The organism is Bacillus sp. FSL W7-1034, from assembly GCF_038593365.1.
GTDB lineage: Bacteria > Bacillota > Bacilli > Bacillales > Bacillaceae > Bacillus > Bacillus altitudinis.
In genome coordinates, this window is record NZ_CP151989.1 from 97,829 (window position 1) to 115,922 (window position 18,094).

Sequence of the window (18,094 nt, forward strand, 5' to 3'; positions counted from 1 at the left end):
CATTCTCTCCATCAGGTTTGGTGGCGATAGCGAAGAGGTCACACCCGTTCCCATACCGAACACGGAAGTTAAGCTCTTCAGCGCCGATGGTAGTTGGGGGTTTCCCCCTGTGAGAGTAGGACGCCGCCAAGCTTTTCAAAGGATCAGTTCCAATCGGAACTGGTCTTTTTTGTGTTTTAATAAATGATATATCTATTTATATTAAAAATAGTGGTCTTTCACTACATTCTCAATAACTCATTCATTTCATCCCCTTCACTGGAATTCTAGACATTCTATAAAATTCTTATCATCCAATCTCGTCGCTCGCTCATCTTGCTAAGAGTCAACATCGAAAGAGTAAACATGTCTAAAAAGGATCTTCTCCTCTGGCAACCATATGTAGCGAACTGCGCTTGCTGCTAGATCATTGAAACCTACATAAGAGAGCAAAGGGCATCTTGGTTTGCTAATGAGAGAGGGGAGGAAGATTTGAGTTAAGCACCACAATGTTTGATGAGGCAAGGGAACACTGAGACGAATTTTTGGAAAATGACCAGGATCAATTTAATATAAAGCAAATATACAAAATGGTTTCTCGGAAAAATAAAATAATAAAAAAATTCGTTTCTATATGCACGTTATCTGAGGATTTAAGGAATAAAACAAACATTTTTCAGCTTTAAAAGAGCTGTTTTTACATTGAAAAAGCGCTATTAATGCCCTTTTTAACAAAAAACATAAAAAAAATGAAAAAAAGACTTTTAAAATGAAGAGACAAGTGGTAAACTTCTTTAGGTGCCTTAACGAAAAGATGTGAAAAAATAGCTTTAAAATAAATTCAAAAATTATTTTAAAAAAGTCTTTACAAACAATATCTTATCGTTATATAATACTATTTGTCAGATCGAGAGACATTCGAAACGACATAATATGGAGGATTAGCTCAGCTGGGAGAGCATCTGCCTTACAAGCAGAGGGTCGGCGGTTCGAGCCCGTCATCCTCCACCATATTTATTCTTACATAATGTTAGGATAGATAAAGCCGGTGTAGCTCAACTGGTAGAGCAACTGACTTGTAATCAGTAGGTTGGGGGTTCAAGTCCTCTTGCCGGCACCACTTTCATATGGTAAGATAGACAAGTCGCTTTAAAAGCGAGCCATTAGCTCAGTTGGTAGAGCATCTGACTTTTAATCAGAGGGTCGAAGGTTCGAGTCCTTCATGGCTCACCATTTTCATGCGGGTGTGGCGGAATTGGCAGACGCGCTAGACTTAGGATCTAGTGTCTTTATGACGTGGGGGTTCAAGTCCCTTCACCCGCATTGCCAAACAACATAAAGAAATCCTGTAATGCGGAAGTAGTTCAGTGGTAGAACACCACCTTGCCAAGGTGGGGGTCGCGGGTTCGAATCCCGTCTTCCGCTTATACCATCCACGCCGGGGTGGTGGAATTGGCAGACACACAGGACTTAAAATCCTGCGGTAGGTGACTACCGTGCCGGTTCAAGTCCGGCCCTCGGCATTATAAAATAAGCGCCCGTAGCTCAATTGGATAGAGCGTTTGACTACGGATCAAAAGGTTAGGGGTTCGACTCCTCTCGGGCGCGCCATTAAGATCGGGAAGTAGCTCAGCTTGGTAGAGCACTTGGTTTGGGACCAAGGGGTCGCAGGTTCGAATCCTGTCTTCCCGACCATCTTTTATGGGGCCTTAGCTCAGCTGGGAGAGCGCCTGCCTTGCACGCAGGAGGTCAGCGGTTCGATCCCGCTAGGCTCCACCAATATGATCTTTGAAAACTAAACAAGACAAAACGTACCTGTTAATTCGAGTTTTTATAAAAAATCCTATGATACATCATAGGTAGTCAGTCAAACTGGCGAAAAGCAAAACTTCGGTTTTGTACTTTTTCGGAGAGTTTGATCCTGGCTCAGGACGAACGCTGGCGGCGTGCCTAATACATGCAAGTCGAGCGGACAGAAGGGAGCTTGCTCCCGGATGTTAGCGGCGGACGGGTGAGTAACACGTGGGTAACCTGCCTGTAAGACTGGGATAACTCCGGGAAACCGGAGCTAATACCGGATAGTTCCTTGAACCGCATGGTTCAAGGATGAAAGACGGTTTCGGCTGTCACTTACAGATGGACCCGCGGCGCATTAGCTAGTTGGTGAGGTAACGGCTCACCAAGGCGACGATGCGTAGCCGACCTGAGAGGGTGATCGGCCACACTGGGACTGAGACACGGCCCAGACTCCTACGGGAGGCAGCAGTAGGGAATCTTCCGCAATGGACGAAAGTCTGACGGAGCAACGCCGCGTGAGTGATGAAGGTTTTCGGATCGTAAAGCTCTGTTGTTAGGGAAGAACAAGTGCAAGAGTAACTGCTTGCACCTTGACGGTACCTAACCAGAAAGCCACGGCTAACTACGTGCCAGCAGCCGCGGTAATACGTAGGTGGCAAGCGTTGTCCGGAATTATTGGGCGTAAAGGGCTCGCAGGCGGTTTCTTAAGTCTGATGTGAAAGCCCCCGGCTCAACCGGGGAGGGTCATTGGAAACTGGGAAACTTGAGTGCAGAAGAGGAGAGTGGAATTCCACGTGTAGCGGTGAAATGCGTAGAGATGTGGAGGAACACCAGTGGCGAAGGCGACTCTCTGGTCTGTAACTGACGCTGAGGAGCGAAAGCGTGGGGAGCGAACAGGATTAGATACCCTGGTAGTCCACGCCGTAAACGATGAGTGCTAAGTGTTAGGGGGTTTCCGCCCCTTAGTGCTGCAGCTAACGCATTAAGCACTCCGCCTGGGGAGTACGGTCGCAAGACTGAAACTCAAAGGAATTGACGGGGGCCCGCACAAGCGGTGGAGCATGTGGTTTAATTCGAAGCAACGCGAAGAACCTTACCAGGTCTTGACATCCTCTGACAACCCTAGAGATAGGGCTTTCCCTTCGGGGACAGAGTGACAGGTGGTGCATGGTTGTCGTCAGCTCGTGTCGTGAGATGTTGGGTTAAGTCCCGCAACGAGCGCAACCCTTGATCTTAGTTGCCAGCATTTAGTTGGGCACTCTAAGGTGACTGCCGGTGACAAACCGGAGGAAGGTGGGGATGACGTCAAATCATCATGCCCCTTATGACCTGGGCTACACACGTGCTACAATGGACAGAACAAAGGGCTGCGAGACCGCAAGGTTTAGCCAATCCCACAAATCTGTTCTCAGTTCGGATCGCAGTCTGCAACTCGACTGCGTGAAGCTGGAATCGCTAGTAATCGCGGATCAGCATGCCGCGGTGAATACGTTCCCGGGCCTTGTACACACCGCCCGTCACACCACGAGAGTTTGCAACACCCGAAGTCGGTGAGGTAACCTTTATGGAGCCAGCCGCCGAAGGTGGGGCAGATGATTGGGGTGAAGTCGTAACAAGGTAGCCGTATCGGAAGGTGCGGCTGGATCACCTCCTTTCTAAGGATATATGGAGCAGCGTACGTTTTTCGTCTTGTTTAGTTTTGAAGGATCATTCCTTCAAACATGTCTCTAGCGAGACAGGATTGTTCTTTGAAAACTAGATAACAATAAGTAATACATTCACATTGAATGCAATGCAAAGTTCATCACACATAGTGATTCTTTCTAAAGTAAGAAATGGTTAAGTTAGAAAGGGCGCACGGTGGATGCCTTGGCACTAGGAGCCGATGAAGGACGGGACGAACACCGATATGCTTCGGGGAGCTGTAAGCAAGCTTTGATCCGGAGATTTCCGAATGGGGAAACCCACTGCTCGTAATGGAGTAGTATCCATACTTGAATACATAGAGTATGAGAAGGCATACCCGGGGAACTGAAACATCTAAGTACCCGGAGGAAGAGAAAGCAAATGCGATTCCCTGAGTAGCGGCGAGCGAAACGGGAACAGCCCAAACCAAGAGGCTTGCCTCTTGGGGTTGTAGGACACTCTATACGGAGTTACAAAGGAACGATATAAGCGAAGAGGTCTGGAAAGGCCCGCCAAAGAAGGTAACAGCCCTGTAACTGAAATGTTGTTCTCTCCAGAGTGGATCCTGAGTACGGCGGAACACGTGAAATTCCGTCGGAATCCGGGAGGACCATCTCCCAAGGCTAAATACTCCCTAGTGACCGATAGTGAACCAGTACCGTGAGGGAAAGGTGAAAAGCACCCCGGAAGGGGAGTGAAATAGATCCTGAAACCGTGTGCCTACAAGTAGTCAGAGCCCGTTAACGGGTGATGGCGTGCCTTTTGTAGAATGAACCGGCGAGTTACGATCCCGTGCAAGGTTAAGCAGAAGATGCGGAGCCGCAGCGAAAGCGAGTCTGAATAGGGCGCATGAGTACGTGGTCGTAGACCCGAAACCAGGTGATCTACCCATGTCCAGGGTGAAGTTCAGGTAACACTGAATGGAGGCCCGAACCCACGCACGTTGAAAAGTGCGGGGATGAGGTGTGGGTAGGGGTGAAATGCCAATCGAACCTGGAGATAGCTGGTTCTCTCCGAAATAGCTTTAGGGCTAGCCTCAAGGTAAGAGTCTCGGAGGTAGAGCACTGATTGGACTAGGGGCCCCTACCGGGTTACCGAATTCAGTCAAACTCCGAATGCCGATGACTTATCCTTGGGAGTCAGACTGCGAGTGATAAGATCCGTAGTCGAAAGGGAAACAGCCCAGACCGCCAGCTAAGGTCCCAAAGTATACGTTAAGTGGAAAAGGATGTGGAGTTGCTTAGACAACCAGGATGTTGGCTTAGAAGCAGCCACCATTTAAAGAGTGCGTAATAGCTCACTGGTCGAGTGACTCTGCGCCGAAAATGTACCGGGGCTAAACGTATCACCGAAGCTGCGGACTGTTCTTACGAACAGTGGTAGGAGAGCGTTCTAAGTGCAGTGAAGTCAGACCGGAAGGACTGGTGGAGCGCTTAGAAGTGAGAATGCCGGTATGAGTAGCGAAAGACGGGTGAGAATCCCGTCCACCGAATGCCTAAGGTTTCCTGAGGAAGGCTCGTCCGCTCAGGGTTAGTCGGGACCTAAGCCGAGGCCGAAAGGCGTAGGCGATGGACAACAGGTTGATATTCCTGTACCACCTCCTCACCATTTGAGCAATGGGGGGACGCAGGAGGATAGGGTAAGCGCGGTATTGGATATCCGCGTCCAAGCAGTTAGGCTGGGAAATAGGCAAATCCGTTTCCCGTGAAGGCTGAGCTGTGATGGCGAGCGAAATTTAGTAGCGAAGTTCCTGATTCCACACTGCCAAGAAAAGCCTCTAGCGAGGTGAGAGGTGCCCGTACCGCAAACCGACACAGGTAGGCGAGGAGAGAATCCTAAGGTGATCGAGAGAACTCTCGTTAAGGAACTCGGCAAAATGACCCCGTAACTTCGGGAGAAGGGGTGCTTCTTAGGGTGTTAAAGCCCCGAGAAGCCGCAGTGAATAGGCCCAGGCGACTGTTTAGCAAAAACACAGGTCTCTGCGAAGCCGTAAGGCGAAGTATAGGGGCTGACGCCTGCCCGGTGCTGGAAGGTTAAGAGGAGCGCTTAGCGTAAGCGAAGGTGCGAATTGAAGCCCCAGTAAACGGCGGCCGTAACTATAACGGTCCTAAGGTAGCGAAATTCCTTGTCGGGTAAGTTCCGACCCGCACGAAAGGCGCAACGATCTGGGCACTGTCTCAACGAGAGACTCGGTGAAATTATAGTACCTGTGAAGATGCAGGTTACCCGCGACAGGACGGAAAGACCCCGTGGAGCTTTACTGCAGCCTGATATTGAATGTTGGTACAGCTTGTACAGGATAGGTAGGAGCCTTGGAAACCGGAGCGCTAGCTTCGGTGGAGGCATCGGTGGGATACTACCCTGGCTGTATTGACCTTCTAACCCGCTGCCCTTATCGGGCAGGGAGACAGTGTCAGGTGGGCAGTTTGACTGGGGCGGTCGCCTCCTAAAATGTAACGGAGGCGCCCAAAGGTTCCCTCAGAATGGTTGGAAATCATTCGCAGAGTGTAAAGGCACAAGGGAGCTTGACTGCGAGACCTACAAGTCGAGCAGGGACGAAAGTCGGGCTTAGTGATCCGGTGGTTCCGCATGGAAGGGCCATCGCTCAACGGATAAAAGCTACCCCGGGGATAACAGGCTTATCTCCCCCAAGAGTCCACATCGACGGGGAGGTTTGGCACCTCGATGTCGGCTCATCGCATCCTGGGGCTGTAGTCGGTCCCAAGGGTTGGGCTGTTCGCCCATTAAAGCGGTACGCGAGCTGGGTTCAGAACGTCGTGAGACAGTTCGGTCCCTATCCGTCGCGGGCGCAGGAAATTTGAGAGGAGCTGTCCTTAGTACGAGAGGACCGGGATGGACGCACCGCTGGTGTACCAGTTGTTCTGCCAAGGGCATCGCTGGGTAGCTATGTGCGGACGGGATAAGTGCTGAAAGCATCTAAGCATGAAGCCCCCCTCAAGATGAGATTTCCCATTCCGCAAGGAAGTAAGATCCCTGAAAGATGATCAGGTTGATAGGTCTGAGGTGGAAGCGTGGTGACACGTGGAGCTGACAGATACTAATAGATCGAGGACTTAACCTATATTCTAATGTGAAAAATGAACATTGTTATCTAGTTTTGAGAGAACATTCTCTCCATCAGGTTTGGTGGCGATAGCGAAGAGGTCACACCCGTTCCCATACCGAACACGGAAGTTAAGCTCTTCAGCGCCGATGGTAGTTGGGGGTTTCCCCCTGTGAGAGTAGGACGCCGCCAAGCTTTTCAAAGGATCAGTTCCAATCGGAACTGGTCTTTTTTGTGTTTTTGGGACGTTTGGCACCAGATAAATGTGGAAATAATATTGTTAGTTGAGCGATTATCTTGAAAAATCGATCGAAAAAATTTATAGTAAGATTAAAGTCAAATATAGTCAAAGTCAATGGAGGAGGAGGCGGAGTGGCACAAAATATTTCTGATATCATCGAGCAGTATTTGAAGGAAGTCTTGGATCAGAATGGTCGAGAAATATTAGAAATTAAACGCAATGAAATTGCAGATAAGTTTCAATGCGTACCTTCACAAATTAACTATGTTATCAATACACGCTTTACGAGCGAAAGAGGTTATATCGTCGAAAGTAAGCGTGGCGGCGGTGGCTATATCCGAATCATTAAAGTCAAAATGAATGATGAAGTCGATTTATTGAACAACATTATTTCCCAAATATATCATCGTTTATCACAGGCTGCATCTGATCATATCATTATGCGTCTTGTTGAGAACAACATTTTATCCGAAAGAGAAGCAAAGATGATGATTAGTGTCATGGACCGTTCTGTTTTACACATTGATTTACCTGAACGAGATGAACTGCGGGCTCGGATGATGAAAGCGATGTTGAATGCTTTGAAATTAAAGTAAAGCGGGTGAAAAGATTGATTTGTCAAGAATGCAATGAGAGACCAGCCACTTTTCACTTTACGAAAGTAATAAATGGAGAAAAACAAGAAATGCACATATGTGAACAATGTGCAAAAGAAAACAGTGATTCATATGCTATGAGTGGAAACCAAGGTTTCTCGATTCACAACTTATTATCAGGCTTATTGAATATTGATCCTAGCTTTACCACAAGTGCGAATAAAGGATCATCTATTTTTCAAGAGGCAAGAGAAGTGGATCAATGTCCTAAGTGTGGCTTAACTTTTCAGCAATTCAGGAAAACAGGCCGTTTTGGCTGTGCAGAATGTTATCGAACCTTTGATCAGTATTTAAATCCTGTTTTAAGGAAAGTCCATAGTGGAAATACAGTCCATAATGGAAAAGTCCCTAAACGGATTGCCGGCAGTCTGCATGTTCGCCGGAAACTTGAGTTAATGCAGCAAGAACTGAAGCAGCTGATTGAACAGGAAGAGTTTGAAAAAGCAGCGGAAGTTCGAGATCAAATTCGTGCGTTAGAGCATGAGCAATCTCAGCAGAGGGAGGGAGATTAACGACATGTCGCTCCAGCATTTTATTCAAGACGCATTAAGTCAATGGATGAAACAGAAAGGACCAGAAAGTGACATTGTTCTAAGCAGTCGTATTCGGCTGGCACGCAATCTAGAGCATGTTCGTTTCCCAACTCAGTTTTCTCAAGAGGAGGCTGAAGCTGTTCTTCAGCAATTCGAGCAAAAGTTTGCGAGCCAGGAAGTGAAGGACATTGGAAACTTTGTTCTGATTCGAATGAATGACACGCAGCCTTTGGCTAAAAGGGTACTTGTTGAAAAGCACTTGATTAGCCCCAATTTAGCAGAATCAAGATTTGGCGGCTGTTTGCTTTCAGAAAATGAAGAAATCAGTGTCATGCTGAATGAGGAAGACCATATTCGTATTCAATGCTTGTTCCCAGGATTTCAGCTGGCTAATGCACTAAAAGCAGCTAACCAAATAGATGACTGGATTGAAGAGCAAGTGGATTATGCATTTTCTGAAAAGCGAGGATACTTAACGAGCTGTCCGACCAATGTAGGTACAGGTATTAGGGCTTCAGTCATGATGCACTTACCAGCATTAGCCCTGACAAGACAAATGAATCGCATTATTCCTGCAATTAATCAATTAGGTCTTGTGGTCAGAGGAATTTATGGTGAGGGTAGCGAAGCAATAGGGAACATCTTTCAAATTTCAAATCAAATGACACTGGGTCAATCAGAAGAAGATATTGTAGATGACTTGAATAGTGTGACGGCGCAGCTCATTGAACAAGAGCGATCTGCACGTAAGGCATTATATCAGACGTCTAAAATTGAACTTGAAGACAGAGTGTACCGTTCCTTGGGGATTTTGGCTAATTGTCGCATGATTGAATCTAAGGAAACGGCTAAGTGTTTGTCAGATGTGCGACTTGGAATTGATTTAGGTATCATTAAGGGGCTTTCAAGTAATATACTGAATGAACTCATGATTTTGACACAGCCTGGCTTCCTTCAGCAATATTCAGGAGGAGCCTTGGAACCAAATGAAAGAGATATAAAACGAGCAGCAATTATCAGAGAAAGGCTGCGCTTAGAAATGCATAGGAATGGACAGGAGGATGAAACGATATGATGTTTGGAAGATTCACTGAAAGAGCTCAAAAGGTATTAGCACTTGCACAAGAAGAAGCCATTCGCCTAGGCCATAAGAACATCGGTACAGAGCATATTTTACTTGGTCTTGTACGTGAAGGTGAGGGCATCGCCGCAAAAGCATTAGAAGCACTGGGCCTTGTTTCAGATAAAATCCAAAAAGAAGTCGAGAGCTTGATTGGAAGAGGGCAAGAGGTGTCTCAAGCTATTCCTCATTACACACCTAGAGCGAAGAAGGTTACGGAGCTTTCTATGGATGAAGCGAGAAAGCTTGGTCATTCCTATGTAGGGACAGAACATATTCTTTTAGGTCTTATTCGTGAGGGAGAGGGTGTAGCTGCCCGTGTCTTAAATAACCTCGGAGTGAGCTTAAATAAAGCACGCCAGCAAGTATTGCAGCTTCTAGGCAGCAATGAAACGGGTGCATCTGCGGCAGGATCTAATAGCAATGCCAATACACCAACTTTAGATAGCTTGGCAAGAGACTTAACGGCTATTGCGAAAGAGGACAGCTTGGACCCTGTGATTGGCCGCAGCAAAGAAATTCAGCGTGTCATTGAGGTCCTAAGTAGAAGAACAAAGAATAACCCTGTCTTGATTGGGGAGCCTGGTGTTGGTAAAACAGCGATCGCAGAAGGCCTCGCACAGCAAATTATTCACAACGAAGTGCCTGAAATTCTGCGTGATAAACGAGTCATGACACTTGATATGGGAACCGTTGTAGCGGGAACGAAATATCGTGGTGAATTCGAGGATCGTTTGAAAAAAGTCATGGACGAAATCCGTCAGGCTGGAAATATCATTCTCTTCATTGATGAGCTTCATACACTGATTGGTGCAGGAGGAGCAGAGGGTGCGATTGATGCCTCTAATATTCTAAAACCATCTTTAGCACGTGGTGAGCTTCAATGTATCGGGGCAACAACGTTAGATGAGTACCGTAAATATATTGAAAAAGATGCTGCACTTGAACGTCGATTCCAGCCAATTCAAGTGGACCAGCCATCTGTCGATGAAAGTATTCAAATTTTAAGAGGGCTTAGAGACCGTTATGAAGCACATCACCGTGTGTCTATTACAGATGAAGCCATTGAGGCGGCGGTAAAGCTTTCTGATCGTTATATCTCCGATCGTTTCCTTCCAGATAAGGCGATCGACTTAATTGATGAGGCGGGTTCAAAAGTTCGCTTACGTTCTTTCACAACACCGCCTAATCTAAAGGAACTTGAGCAAAAGCTGGATGAAGTACGCAAGGAAAAGGATGCAGCTGTTCAAAGTCAAGAATTTGAAAAAGCCGCTTCTCTTCGTGATACGGAGCAACGTTTGCGTGAAAAGGTAGAAGTGACGAAGAAATCTTGGAAAGAAAAGCAGGGACAAGAGAATTCAGAGGTTTCTGTGGATGATATCGCAATGGTTGTTTCTAGCTGGACGGGAGTACCTGTTTCAAAAATTGCTCAAACAGAAACAGATAAGCTTCTAAACATGGAACAATTGCTCCACTCTCGCGTCATTGGACAGGATGAAGCAGTTGTTGCTGTTGCAAAAGCTGTAAGACGTGCCCGTGCTGGACTAAAAGATCCGAAACGTCCGATTGGCTCCTTTATTTTCTTAGGGCCAACAGGTGTTGGTAAGACTGAGCTTGCAAGAGCACTCGCCGAGTCTATCTTCGGTGATGAAGAAGCGATGATTCGTATTGATATGTCTGAGTACATGGAAAAACACTCGACTTCAAGACTTGTTGGATCACCTCCAGGCTATGTGGGCTATGATGAGGGTGGTCAGCTGACTGAAAAGGTGAGAAGAAAGCCGTATTCTGTCGTGCTTCTAGATGAGATTGAAAAGGCGCACCCTGATGTGTTTAACATCTTACTTCAAGTGTTAGAAGATGGTCGTCTCACTGATTCTAAAGGTCGTACTGTTGACTTTAGAAATACGATTTTGATTATGACTTCAAACGTTGGAGCTAGTGAGCTGAAGCGCAATAAATATGTTGGCTTTAACGTGCAGGATGAAAGTCAAAATTACAAAGATATGAAAGGCAAAGTAATGGGTGAGCTGAAACGTGCGTTTAGACCAGAGTTCATCAACCGTATTGATGAAATCATTGTCTTCCACTCACTCGAAAAGAAACATCTAAAAGAGATTGTGTCTCTCATGTCTGATCAATTGACAAAACGACTAAAAGAGCAGGACCTTTCAATTGAATTGACGGAAGCAGCAAAAGCCAAGATTGCCGACGAAGGCGTAGATCTTGAGTATGGTGCTCGTCCGTTAAGAAGAGCGATTCAAAAGCACGTCGAGGATCGACTTTCTGAGGAATTGCTGAAAGGCAATATTGAAAAGGGCCAACATATCGTATTAGATGTAGAAGATGGAGAAATTGTCGTAAAAGCAACGGCTGCTACGAACTAATATAGTAAGAAAAAAGTGTGAGGCATACCAGTAAGTTGGATGCCTCCCTTTACTTATTTTCTGACCAGTATAAGGAGTTGTATTCTTCAATCTATGGCTAAGTCAAAATCAAAATTTATATGCCAATCGTGCGGTTATGAGTCAGCCAAATGGATGGGGAAATGTCCCGGCTGCGGCACTTGGAACAGTATGACAGAAGAGGTCGTTCGTAAAGAGCCGGCAAATCGTCGAAGTGCGTTTAATCATTCTGTTCAAACCATTCAAAAACCTTCACCTATATCTGCAATTGAAACATCCGAAGAACCCCGAATTAAAACGAATTTAGAAGAATTTAACCGAGTATTAGGAAGTGGAATTGTCAAAGGTTCACTCGTTCTTATTGGCGGTGATCCTGGGATTGGGAAGTCCACACTATTATTACAAGTTTCAGCACAGCTATCAGATCAAAATCAGAATGTGTTATACATATCTGGTGAGGAATCAATCAAACAAACGAAGCTTAGGGCGGACCGTCTCGGTATTGAAAGTGCCTCTTTACATGTTTTGGCTGAAACCGATATGGAGTATATAACGTCTGCTATACAAGAGATGAAACCCGCTTTTGTTGTGGTCGATTCAATTCAAACCGTTTATCAAAGCGATATCACGTCAGCTCCTGGATCTGTTTCTCAGGTGAGGGAATGCACTGCCCAGCTGATGAAAATTGCCAAGACGAATGGTATTCCTATTTTTATCGTTGGTCACGTGACGAAGGAGGGCTCGATTGCTGGGCCGCGCCTTTTAGAGCATATGGTAGATACAGTTCTTTATTTTGAAGGGGAGCGCCATCATACGTTTCGTATTTTACGGGCAGTGAAAAACCGTTTTGGTTCAACGAATGAATTAGGAATTTTTGAAATGAGAGAGGAAGGGCTCACAGAGGTATTAAACCCATCAGAAATCTTCTTAGAAGAGCGGTCAGCAGGTGTATCTGGATCGTGTGTTGTTGCCTCAATGGAAGGAACAAGACCTGTTCTAGTGGAGATACAAGCACTTATTTCACCGACGAGCTTTGGGAATCCACGGAGAATGGCTACTGGCCTTGATCATAACCGAGTGTCATTGCTTATGGCCGTTTTAGAAAAACGGGTAGGGCTGCTACTGCAAAACCAAGATGCCTATTTAAAGGTCGCAGGTGGTGTGAAACTTGATGAACCAGCGATTGACTTGGCTATTGCCGTCAGTATTGCATCAAGCTTTAAAGATGCAGCGCCGCATCAAGCAGATTGCTTTATAGGAGAAGTGGGTCTGACGGGAGAAGTCAGAAGAGTATCAAGAATTGAACAGCGTGTGCAGGAAGCTGCTAAACTAGGATTTAAGCGAATGTTTATTCCTCAGGCGAATATAGATGGATGGAAAAAACCGAGAGGGATTGAGTTAGTCGGTGTAGAAAATGTAGCAGAGGCACTTCGTATTTCACTAGGGGGATCATAGAAATGGAAAAAGAGAAAAAAGGAGCGAGAGAAGTCGATCTCTTAGATATTGTCCAGTTTGTGGCACCGGGGACACCCCTGCGGGCAGGGATTGAAAACGTCCTAAGAGCCAATACTGGAGGGCTCATTGTTGTTGGTTATAATGATAAAGTGAAAAGTGTGGTAGATGGAGGATTTCATATTAATTCTGCTTTCTCCCCAGCACATTTATATGAATTGGCGAAAATGGATGGGGCGATTATTTTAAGTGACTCTGGTCAAAAAATCTTGTATGCGAATACACAGCTTATGCCGGATGCAACCATTCATTCATCAGAAACAGGCATGAGACACCGAACGGCTGAACGTGTAGCAAAGCAGACAGGTTGCTTAATCATTGCCATTTCTGAACGTCGGAACGTCATTACCTTATACCAAGGGAATCGACGATATACGCTGAAAGATATTGGTTTTATTTTGACGAAGGCCAACCAAGCGATACAAACACTTGAGAAATATAAAACCATTTTAGATCATGCCATTTCTGCGTTAAGCGCCTTAGAATTTGAAGAGCTTGTGACCTTTGGTGATGTATTATCCGTGCTACATCGTTATGAAATGGTACTTAGAATCAAAAATGAAATCAATATGTATATCAAAGAGCTTGGGACAGAAGGACACTTGATCCGTCTGCAAGTCAATGAGCTGATTACAGATATGGAGCAGGAAGCGGCGTTATTTATTAAAGATTACGTGAAAGAAAAGATCAAAGATCCATATGTGCTGCTGAAACAGCTCCAAGATATGTCGAGTTTTGAGCTTTTAGATGACTCCATTTTGTACAAGTTACTTGGCTATCCAGCATCTACAAATATTGACGAATATGTATACACTAGAGGATACAGATTACTTCATAAAATCCCTAGACTGCCTATGCCAATCGTTGAAAACGTGGTCGAAGCATTTGGTGTGCTAGATCGAATTATGGAAGCAGATGTACAAGATTTGGATGAAGTAGAAGGAATTGGAGAAGTAAGGGCGAAAAAGATAAAAAAAGGATTAAAAAGACTGCAAGAAAAACATTATATCGACCGTCAGCTATAAAAAGAGAAATTTTTCTTAAATACGGTTAAAAATGGATGAATATGGGTATATTAATGATGGTTTTGTTTTCTGTTCATGATGATAGGAAACTTAAGCATATATCAATGTCAGATGAAGGTGGATTGACAGATGAAAAATAAAGGAGGTGAAGGTATGTTAAAAAGAATCGTTCAGGCGTTTTTTATCATTTTCGGTGCAGTTGTAGGGATTTTTATCATTCCAGAGTTATTTCTGCTGTTAAATTTGAAGGACATACCTTTCATAACAAATGCTTACTCTTCAGCACTAATAGGAGCCGCTGTGTTCTTTATCATTGGTAAATGGTGCACAGGCTATGTGGTTAATTGGGTGAAATGGATCGAGGATTCTCTATTGAAGGCGCCTCTTCCTGATCTTATATCTGGAAGTTTCGGTTTAGTATTTGGACTTATTCTAGCATATCTTATTGTAAACGTGATCCCGCTAAACAATATCCCATATCATATTTTTGGTACCATTATTCCGATTTTCCTGGCTTTCTTTTTAGGATACCTTGGATTTCAGGTAGGGTTTAAGAAGAAGGATGAAATGATGGGGCTGTTCTCCCGATCTGCAAAGGTCACAAAGAAAAAAGGAGCAGCTGATGATGAACCTGAAATAGAAGATAAAAAGCTGAAAATTTTAGACACAAGTGTTATCATTGATGGAAGAATCGCAGATATTTGTCAAACTGGATTCCTAGAAGGTGTGATGGTCATTCCTCAATTTGTACTCGAGGAATTACAGCATATTGCAGACTCTTCTGATGTATTAAAGAGAAATAGAGGCCGAAGAGGTCTTGATATTTTAAATCGTATCCAAAAAGAACTGGATATTAAAGTTGAAATTTACGAAGGTGACTTTGAAGATATTCAAGAGGTTGACAGTAAGCTTGTGAAACTCGCTAAGTTAACTTCAGGTGTTGTTGTGACAAATGATTTTAATTTAAATAAAGTATGCGAACTTCAAAAAGTAGCAGTGTTAAACATCAATGATCTAGCCAATGCAGTCAAACCGGTTGTGCTGCCTGGGGAAGAAATGAAGGTACAGGTCATTAAAGATGGGAAAGAGCATAACCAAGGTGTTGCTTACTTAGATGACGGTACGATGATTGTGGTCGAAGAAGGACGCAATTATATTGGAAAAGACATTGATGTGCTCGTCACGAGTGTGCTGCAAACTGCTGCTGGAAGAATGATTTTTGCGAAGCCAAAACTTCTGGAGAAGGCGCTCTAAAGGGAGAACGAACATGTATTATGAAGTAGTTATTCCGGCTGCGGGGCAGGGGAAGCGAATGAAGGCCGGCCGCAATAAACTTTTTATTGAATTGAAAAGAATGCCGGTCATCATCCACACACTGAAGGTGTTTGACGCTCATTCGCAATGCAGACGCATGATCTTAGCGATCAATGAAGAAGAGCGTCGTGACTTTGAAAGGCTACTGAAGGTACACGCTTTTCAAACGCCTGTTTCACTTGTCACTGGCGGTGAAGAACGGCAGCAAAGTGTATACGAAGGATTGAAGGCTGTGCAAGATGCGGACATCGTGCTTGTTCATGATGGCGCAAGGCCTTTTATTAAGCATACACAGATTGACTTGCTCGTTAAAGCAGCGATTGAAAAAGGCTCCGCAGTCGTAGCGGTACCAGTGAAAGACACAATCAAACGCGTTCAAGAAGGCAAAGTGGAACAAACCATTGAACGTCAGAGCTTGTGGGCAGTCCAGACCCCACAAGCTTTTCGTCATTCTATTTTAAAAGAAGCGCATGAACATGCGGAGCGGACAGGCTTTCTTGGAACAGATGACGCCAGTCTTGTGGAACAATTACACGGTGAGAGTGTGTATATTGTCCAAGGAGACTATACCAATATTAAACTGACAACACCGGATGATTTATTGGTTGCCAAGGCAATTATGGATGCGGAAAGAGGGTACTAGAACATGTTTAGAATAGGACAAGGTTTTGATGTGCATCAATTAACAGAGGGAAGACCTCTTATTATTGGCGGTGTGACGATCCCTTATGAAAAGGGTCTACTTGGGCATTCAGATGCGGATGTACTGCTTCATACTGTGGCGGATGCCTGCCTAGGTGCGATTGCAGAAGGAGATATCGGCAGACATTTCCCAGACACGGATCCGGAGTTTAAAGATGCAGACTCTTTTAAATTACTTCAACACGTGTGGGCACTTGTAAAAGAAAAAGGCTATACACTGGTGAATATCGATTGCACGATCATGGCGCAAAAGCCAAAGATGGCACCATACATTCAGCCAATGTGTGAGAAAATCGCAGAAGCCCTTGAGGCAGATGTCACACAGGTGAATGTCAAAGCAACAACAACAGAGAAACTTGGATTTACAGGAAGAGGCGAAGGAATTGCCTCTCAAGCAACCGTACTTCTTCAGAAAAAGTAAAATCCGTTTTGATGAGAATGGGTTTTGATGATAAAATACGTTTATAAAAAATTGGTGTCAGACAACATGATGCAGATGAAAGGAAGTTAAACTCATGGGAAATGAAGTGCGTGTTCGTTATGCACCGAGTCCAACTGGTCATTTACATATTGGGAATGCTAGAACGGCTCTTTTCAACTATTTGTTCGCACGCAGTCAAGGCGGCAAATTTATTATTCGAATCGAGGATACGGATCAAAAGCGTAATGTAGAAGGCGGAGAAGAAAGCCAGCTTCGCCACCTGCAATGGCTCGGGATTGATTGGGACGAGAGCATTGATAAAGATGGCGGCTACGGTCCTTACAGACAATCAGAGCGTAATGATATTTACAAAAAATATTATGACGAGCTACTAGCGAAAGATTTGGCATATAAGTGCTATTGTACGGCTGAAGAACTAGAAGAAGAGCGTGAAGCACAAATTGCCCGCAGTGAAATGCCACGATATTCTGGTAAATGCAGTCATTTATCAAAAGAAGAAGAGGACAAGCTGATTGCGGAAGGAAGAGAGCCAAGCATCCGCTTCCGAGTGCCTAAAGGAGAAATCATCAAATTTGACGATATGGTCAAAGGCGAGATTTCATTTGAAACAGACGGCATCGGTGACTTTGTTATTGTGAAGAAAGATGGTACGCCAACGTATAACTTCGCTGTAGCGGTGGATGATCATTTGATGAAAATGACTCACATTCTTCGCGGTGAGGATCACATCTCGAATACACCTAAACAAATTATGGTCTTCAATGCATTTGGCTGGGATGTTCCGCTGTTCGGACATATGACGCTGATTGTAAACGAGAACCGCAAGAAATTAAGCAAGCGTGATGAATCAATTATCCAGTTCATCGAACAGTATAAGAACTTGGGCTATTTACCAGAAGCTTTGTTTAACTTCATTGCACTGCTTGGATGGTCTCCAGTTGGTGAAGAGGAACTATTTACAAAAGAGCAGTTCATCGATATTTTCGATGTCAATCGACTTTCTAAGTCACCAGCTCTCTTCGATATGCATAAACTAAAATGGGTGAATAACCAATACGTGAAAGCACTTGATCTTGATCAAGTTGTGGCACTTACACTTCCACATCTTCAAAAGGCAGGCAAGGTAAGCGAGCAGCTGACAGAAGAAGAAAACACGTGGGTGCGCAAACTCATTTCTCTATACCACGAGCAATTGAGCTACGGAGCAGAAATTGTTGAGTTAACAGAGTTGTTCTTTAAGGAACAAATTGAGTATAATCAAGAGGCAAAGGAAGTTCTTGCAGAAGAGCAAGTACCAGAAGTGATGGCTTCGTTTGCAGGTCAGCTTGAACGTCTTGAGTCTTTCACACCAGATGAAATCAAAGCTGCCATTAAAGCGGTACAAAAAGAAACAGGGCATAAAGGTAAGAAACTATTCATGCCAATTCGTGTGGCTGTCACTGGACAAACGCATGGCCCAGAGCTTCCGCAAAGTATTGAACTACTAGGTAAAGAGACGGTATTAAACCGCATTAAACAAATATAAGGAAAATCGTTGCGAGGGAGAAGTACAATGTTATCGTCCATCACAGAAAGAGTCTTCACCGGCTGAAAGAGACTTATGGGCAGACGTTGGAAA

At 44.7% G+C, this 18,094-nt stretch carries 10 protein-coding genes, 9 tRNA genes, 4 rRNA genes and 1 other annotated feature (1 of these 24 only partly in view); all 23 genes read left to right on the plus strand.

All coding sequences use genetic code 11. The annotated features are described in order from the left end of the window. The first annotated feature begins 16 nt into the window (after positions 1-16). The 23 genes from rrf (NST73_RS00505) to gltX all read left to right on the plus strand — a co-directional run bounded on the left by rrf (NST73_RS00505) (position 17) and on the right by gltX (position 18,001). Positions 17-132: ribosomal RNA gene (gene rrf, locus NST73_RS00505) — 5S ribosomal RNA — on the plus strand. 782 nt (positions 133-914) lie between these two features. Next, positions 915-990, plus strand: a tRNA-Val gene (locus NST73_RS00510). Positions 991-1,023: 33 nt separating this feature from the next. Continuing rightward, positions 1,024-1,099, plus strand: a tRNA-Thr gene (locus NST73_RS00515). Positions 1,100-1,136: 37 nt separating this feature from the next. Further along, positions 1,137-1,212, plus strand: a tRNA-Lys gene (locus NST73_RS00520). A 7-nt stretch (positions 1,213-1,219) separates the two neighbouring features. Further along, positions 1,220-1,302 (plus strand) — tRNA-Leu (locus NST73_RS00525). Between the two features lie 30 nt (positions 1,303-1,332). Next, a tRNA-Gly gene (locus NST73_RS00530) sits at positions 1,333-1,404 on the plus strand. Positions 1,405-1,416: 12 nt separating this feature from the next. Next, positions 1,417-1,502, plus strand: a tRNA-Leu gene (locus tag NST73_RS00535). An 11-nt stretch (positions 1,503-1,513) separates the two neighbouring features. Then, a tRNA-Arg gene (locus NST73_RS00540) sits at positions 1,514-1,590 on the plus strand. Between the two features lie 7 nt (positions 1,591-1,597). Continuing rightward, a tRNA-Pro gene (locus NST73_RS00545) sits at positions 1,598-1,674 on the plus strand. A gap of 8 nt (positions 1,675-1,682) precedes the next feature. Next, positions 1,683-1,758, plus strand: a tRNA-Ala gene (locus NST73_RS00550). A 124-nt stretch (positions 1,759-1,882) separates the two neighbouring features. Continuing rightward, positions 1,883-3,431: ribosomal RNA gene (locus tag NST73_RS00555) — 16S ribosomal RNA — on the plus strand. A 182-nt stretch (positions 3,432-3,613) separates the two neighbouring features. Beyond that, positions 3,614-6,544, plus strand: a 23S ribosomal RNA gene (locus NST73_RS00560). Positions 6,545-6,605: 61 nt separating this feature from the next. Next, positions 6,606-6,721, plus strand: a 5S ribosomal RNA gene (gene rrf / locus NST73_RS00565). Together the 16S, 23S and 5S rRNA genes with 9 tRNA genes alongside form the textbook arrangement of a ribosomal RNA operon. A gap of 177 nt (positions 6,722-6,898) precedes the next feature. Next, entirely contained in the window at positions 6,899-7,363 is a 465-nt protein-coding gene (locus NST73_RS00570; protein WP_003217184.1) for a CtsR family transcriptional regulator, read from the plus strand. A 14-nt stretch (positions 7,364-7,377) separates the two neighbouring features. After that, a complete protein-coding gene (locus NST73_RS00575; protein WP_007496258.1) occupies positions 7,378-7,935 on the plus strand; it encodes a UvrB/UvrC motif-containing protein in 558 nt (185 codons plus the stop codon). A 4-nt stretch (positions 7,936-7,939) separates the two neighbouring features. Beyond that, the gene (locus tag NST73_RS00580) at positions 7,940-9,031 is read left to right on the plus strand and encodes a protein arginine kinase (RefSeq protein WP_008345444.1); all 1,092 of its coding nucleotides are present in this window, start codon (positions 7,940-7,942) and stop codon (positions 9,029-9,031) included. Further along, entirely contained in the window at positions 9,028-11,463 is a 2,436-nt protein-coding gene (gene clpC, locus NST73_RS00585; protein ID WP_007496263.1) for an ATP-dependent protease ATP-binding subunit ClpC, read from the plus strand. Before NST73_RS00580 ends, clpC begins: the two co-directional genes overlap by 4 nt. A gap of 93 nt (positions 11,464-11,556) precedes the next feature. Beyond that, positions 11,557-12,936: a DNA repair protein RadA gene (gene radA / locus NST73_RS00590; protein WP_017359160.1), complete on the plus strand. Its 1,380-nt coding sequence runs from the start codon at positions 11,557-11,559 to the stop codon at positions 12,934-12,936. Positions 12,937-12,938: 2 nt separating this feature from the next. After that, positions 12,939-14,018: a DNA integrity scanning diadenylate cyclase DisA gene (disA, locus tag NST73_RS00595; protein WP_007496267.1), complete on the plus strand. Its 1,080-nt coding sequence runs from the start codon at positions 12,939-12,941 to the stop codon at positions 14,016-14,018. Between the two features lie 153 nt (positions 14,019-14,171). Next, positions 14,172-15,272 (plus strand): PIN/TRAM domain-containing protein, encoded by a 1,101-nt coding sequence (locus tag NST73_RS00600; protein ID WP_047946821.1) that lies wholly within the window; start codon positions 14,172-14,174, stop codon positions 15,270-15,272. Between the two features lie 13 nt (positions 15,273-15,285). Beyond that, complete coding sequence (gene ispD / locus NST73_RS00605; RefSeq protein WP_008345432.1) at positions 15,286-15,975, plus strand: 2-C-methyl-D-erythritol 4-phosphate cytidylyltransferase; 690 nt, start codon at positions 15,286-15,288, stop codon at positions 15,973-15,975. 3 nt (positions 15,976-15,978) lie between these two features. Next, positions 15,979-16,455 (plus strand): 2-C-methyl-D-erythritol 2,4-cyclodiphosphate synthase, encoded by a 477-nt coding sequence (gene ispF / locus NST73_RS00610; protein WP_007496273.1) that lies wholly within the window; start codon positions 15,979-15,981, stop codon positions 16,453-16,455. A 94-nt stretch (positions 16,456-16,549) separates the two neighbouring features. Next, entirely contained in the window at positions 16,550-18,001 is a 1,452-nt protein-coding gene (gene gltX / locus NST73_RS00615; RefSeq protein WP_039169429.1) for a glutamate--tRNA ligase, read from the plus strand. Further along, positions 18,002-18,094, plus strand: a binding site (T-box leader) (it continues 137 nt past the right edge of the window). It begins immediately after the preceding gene.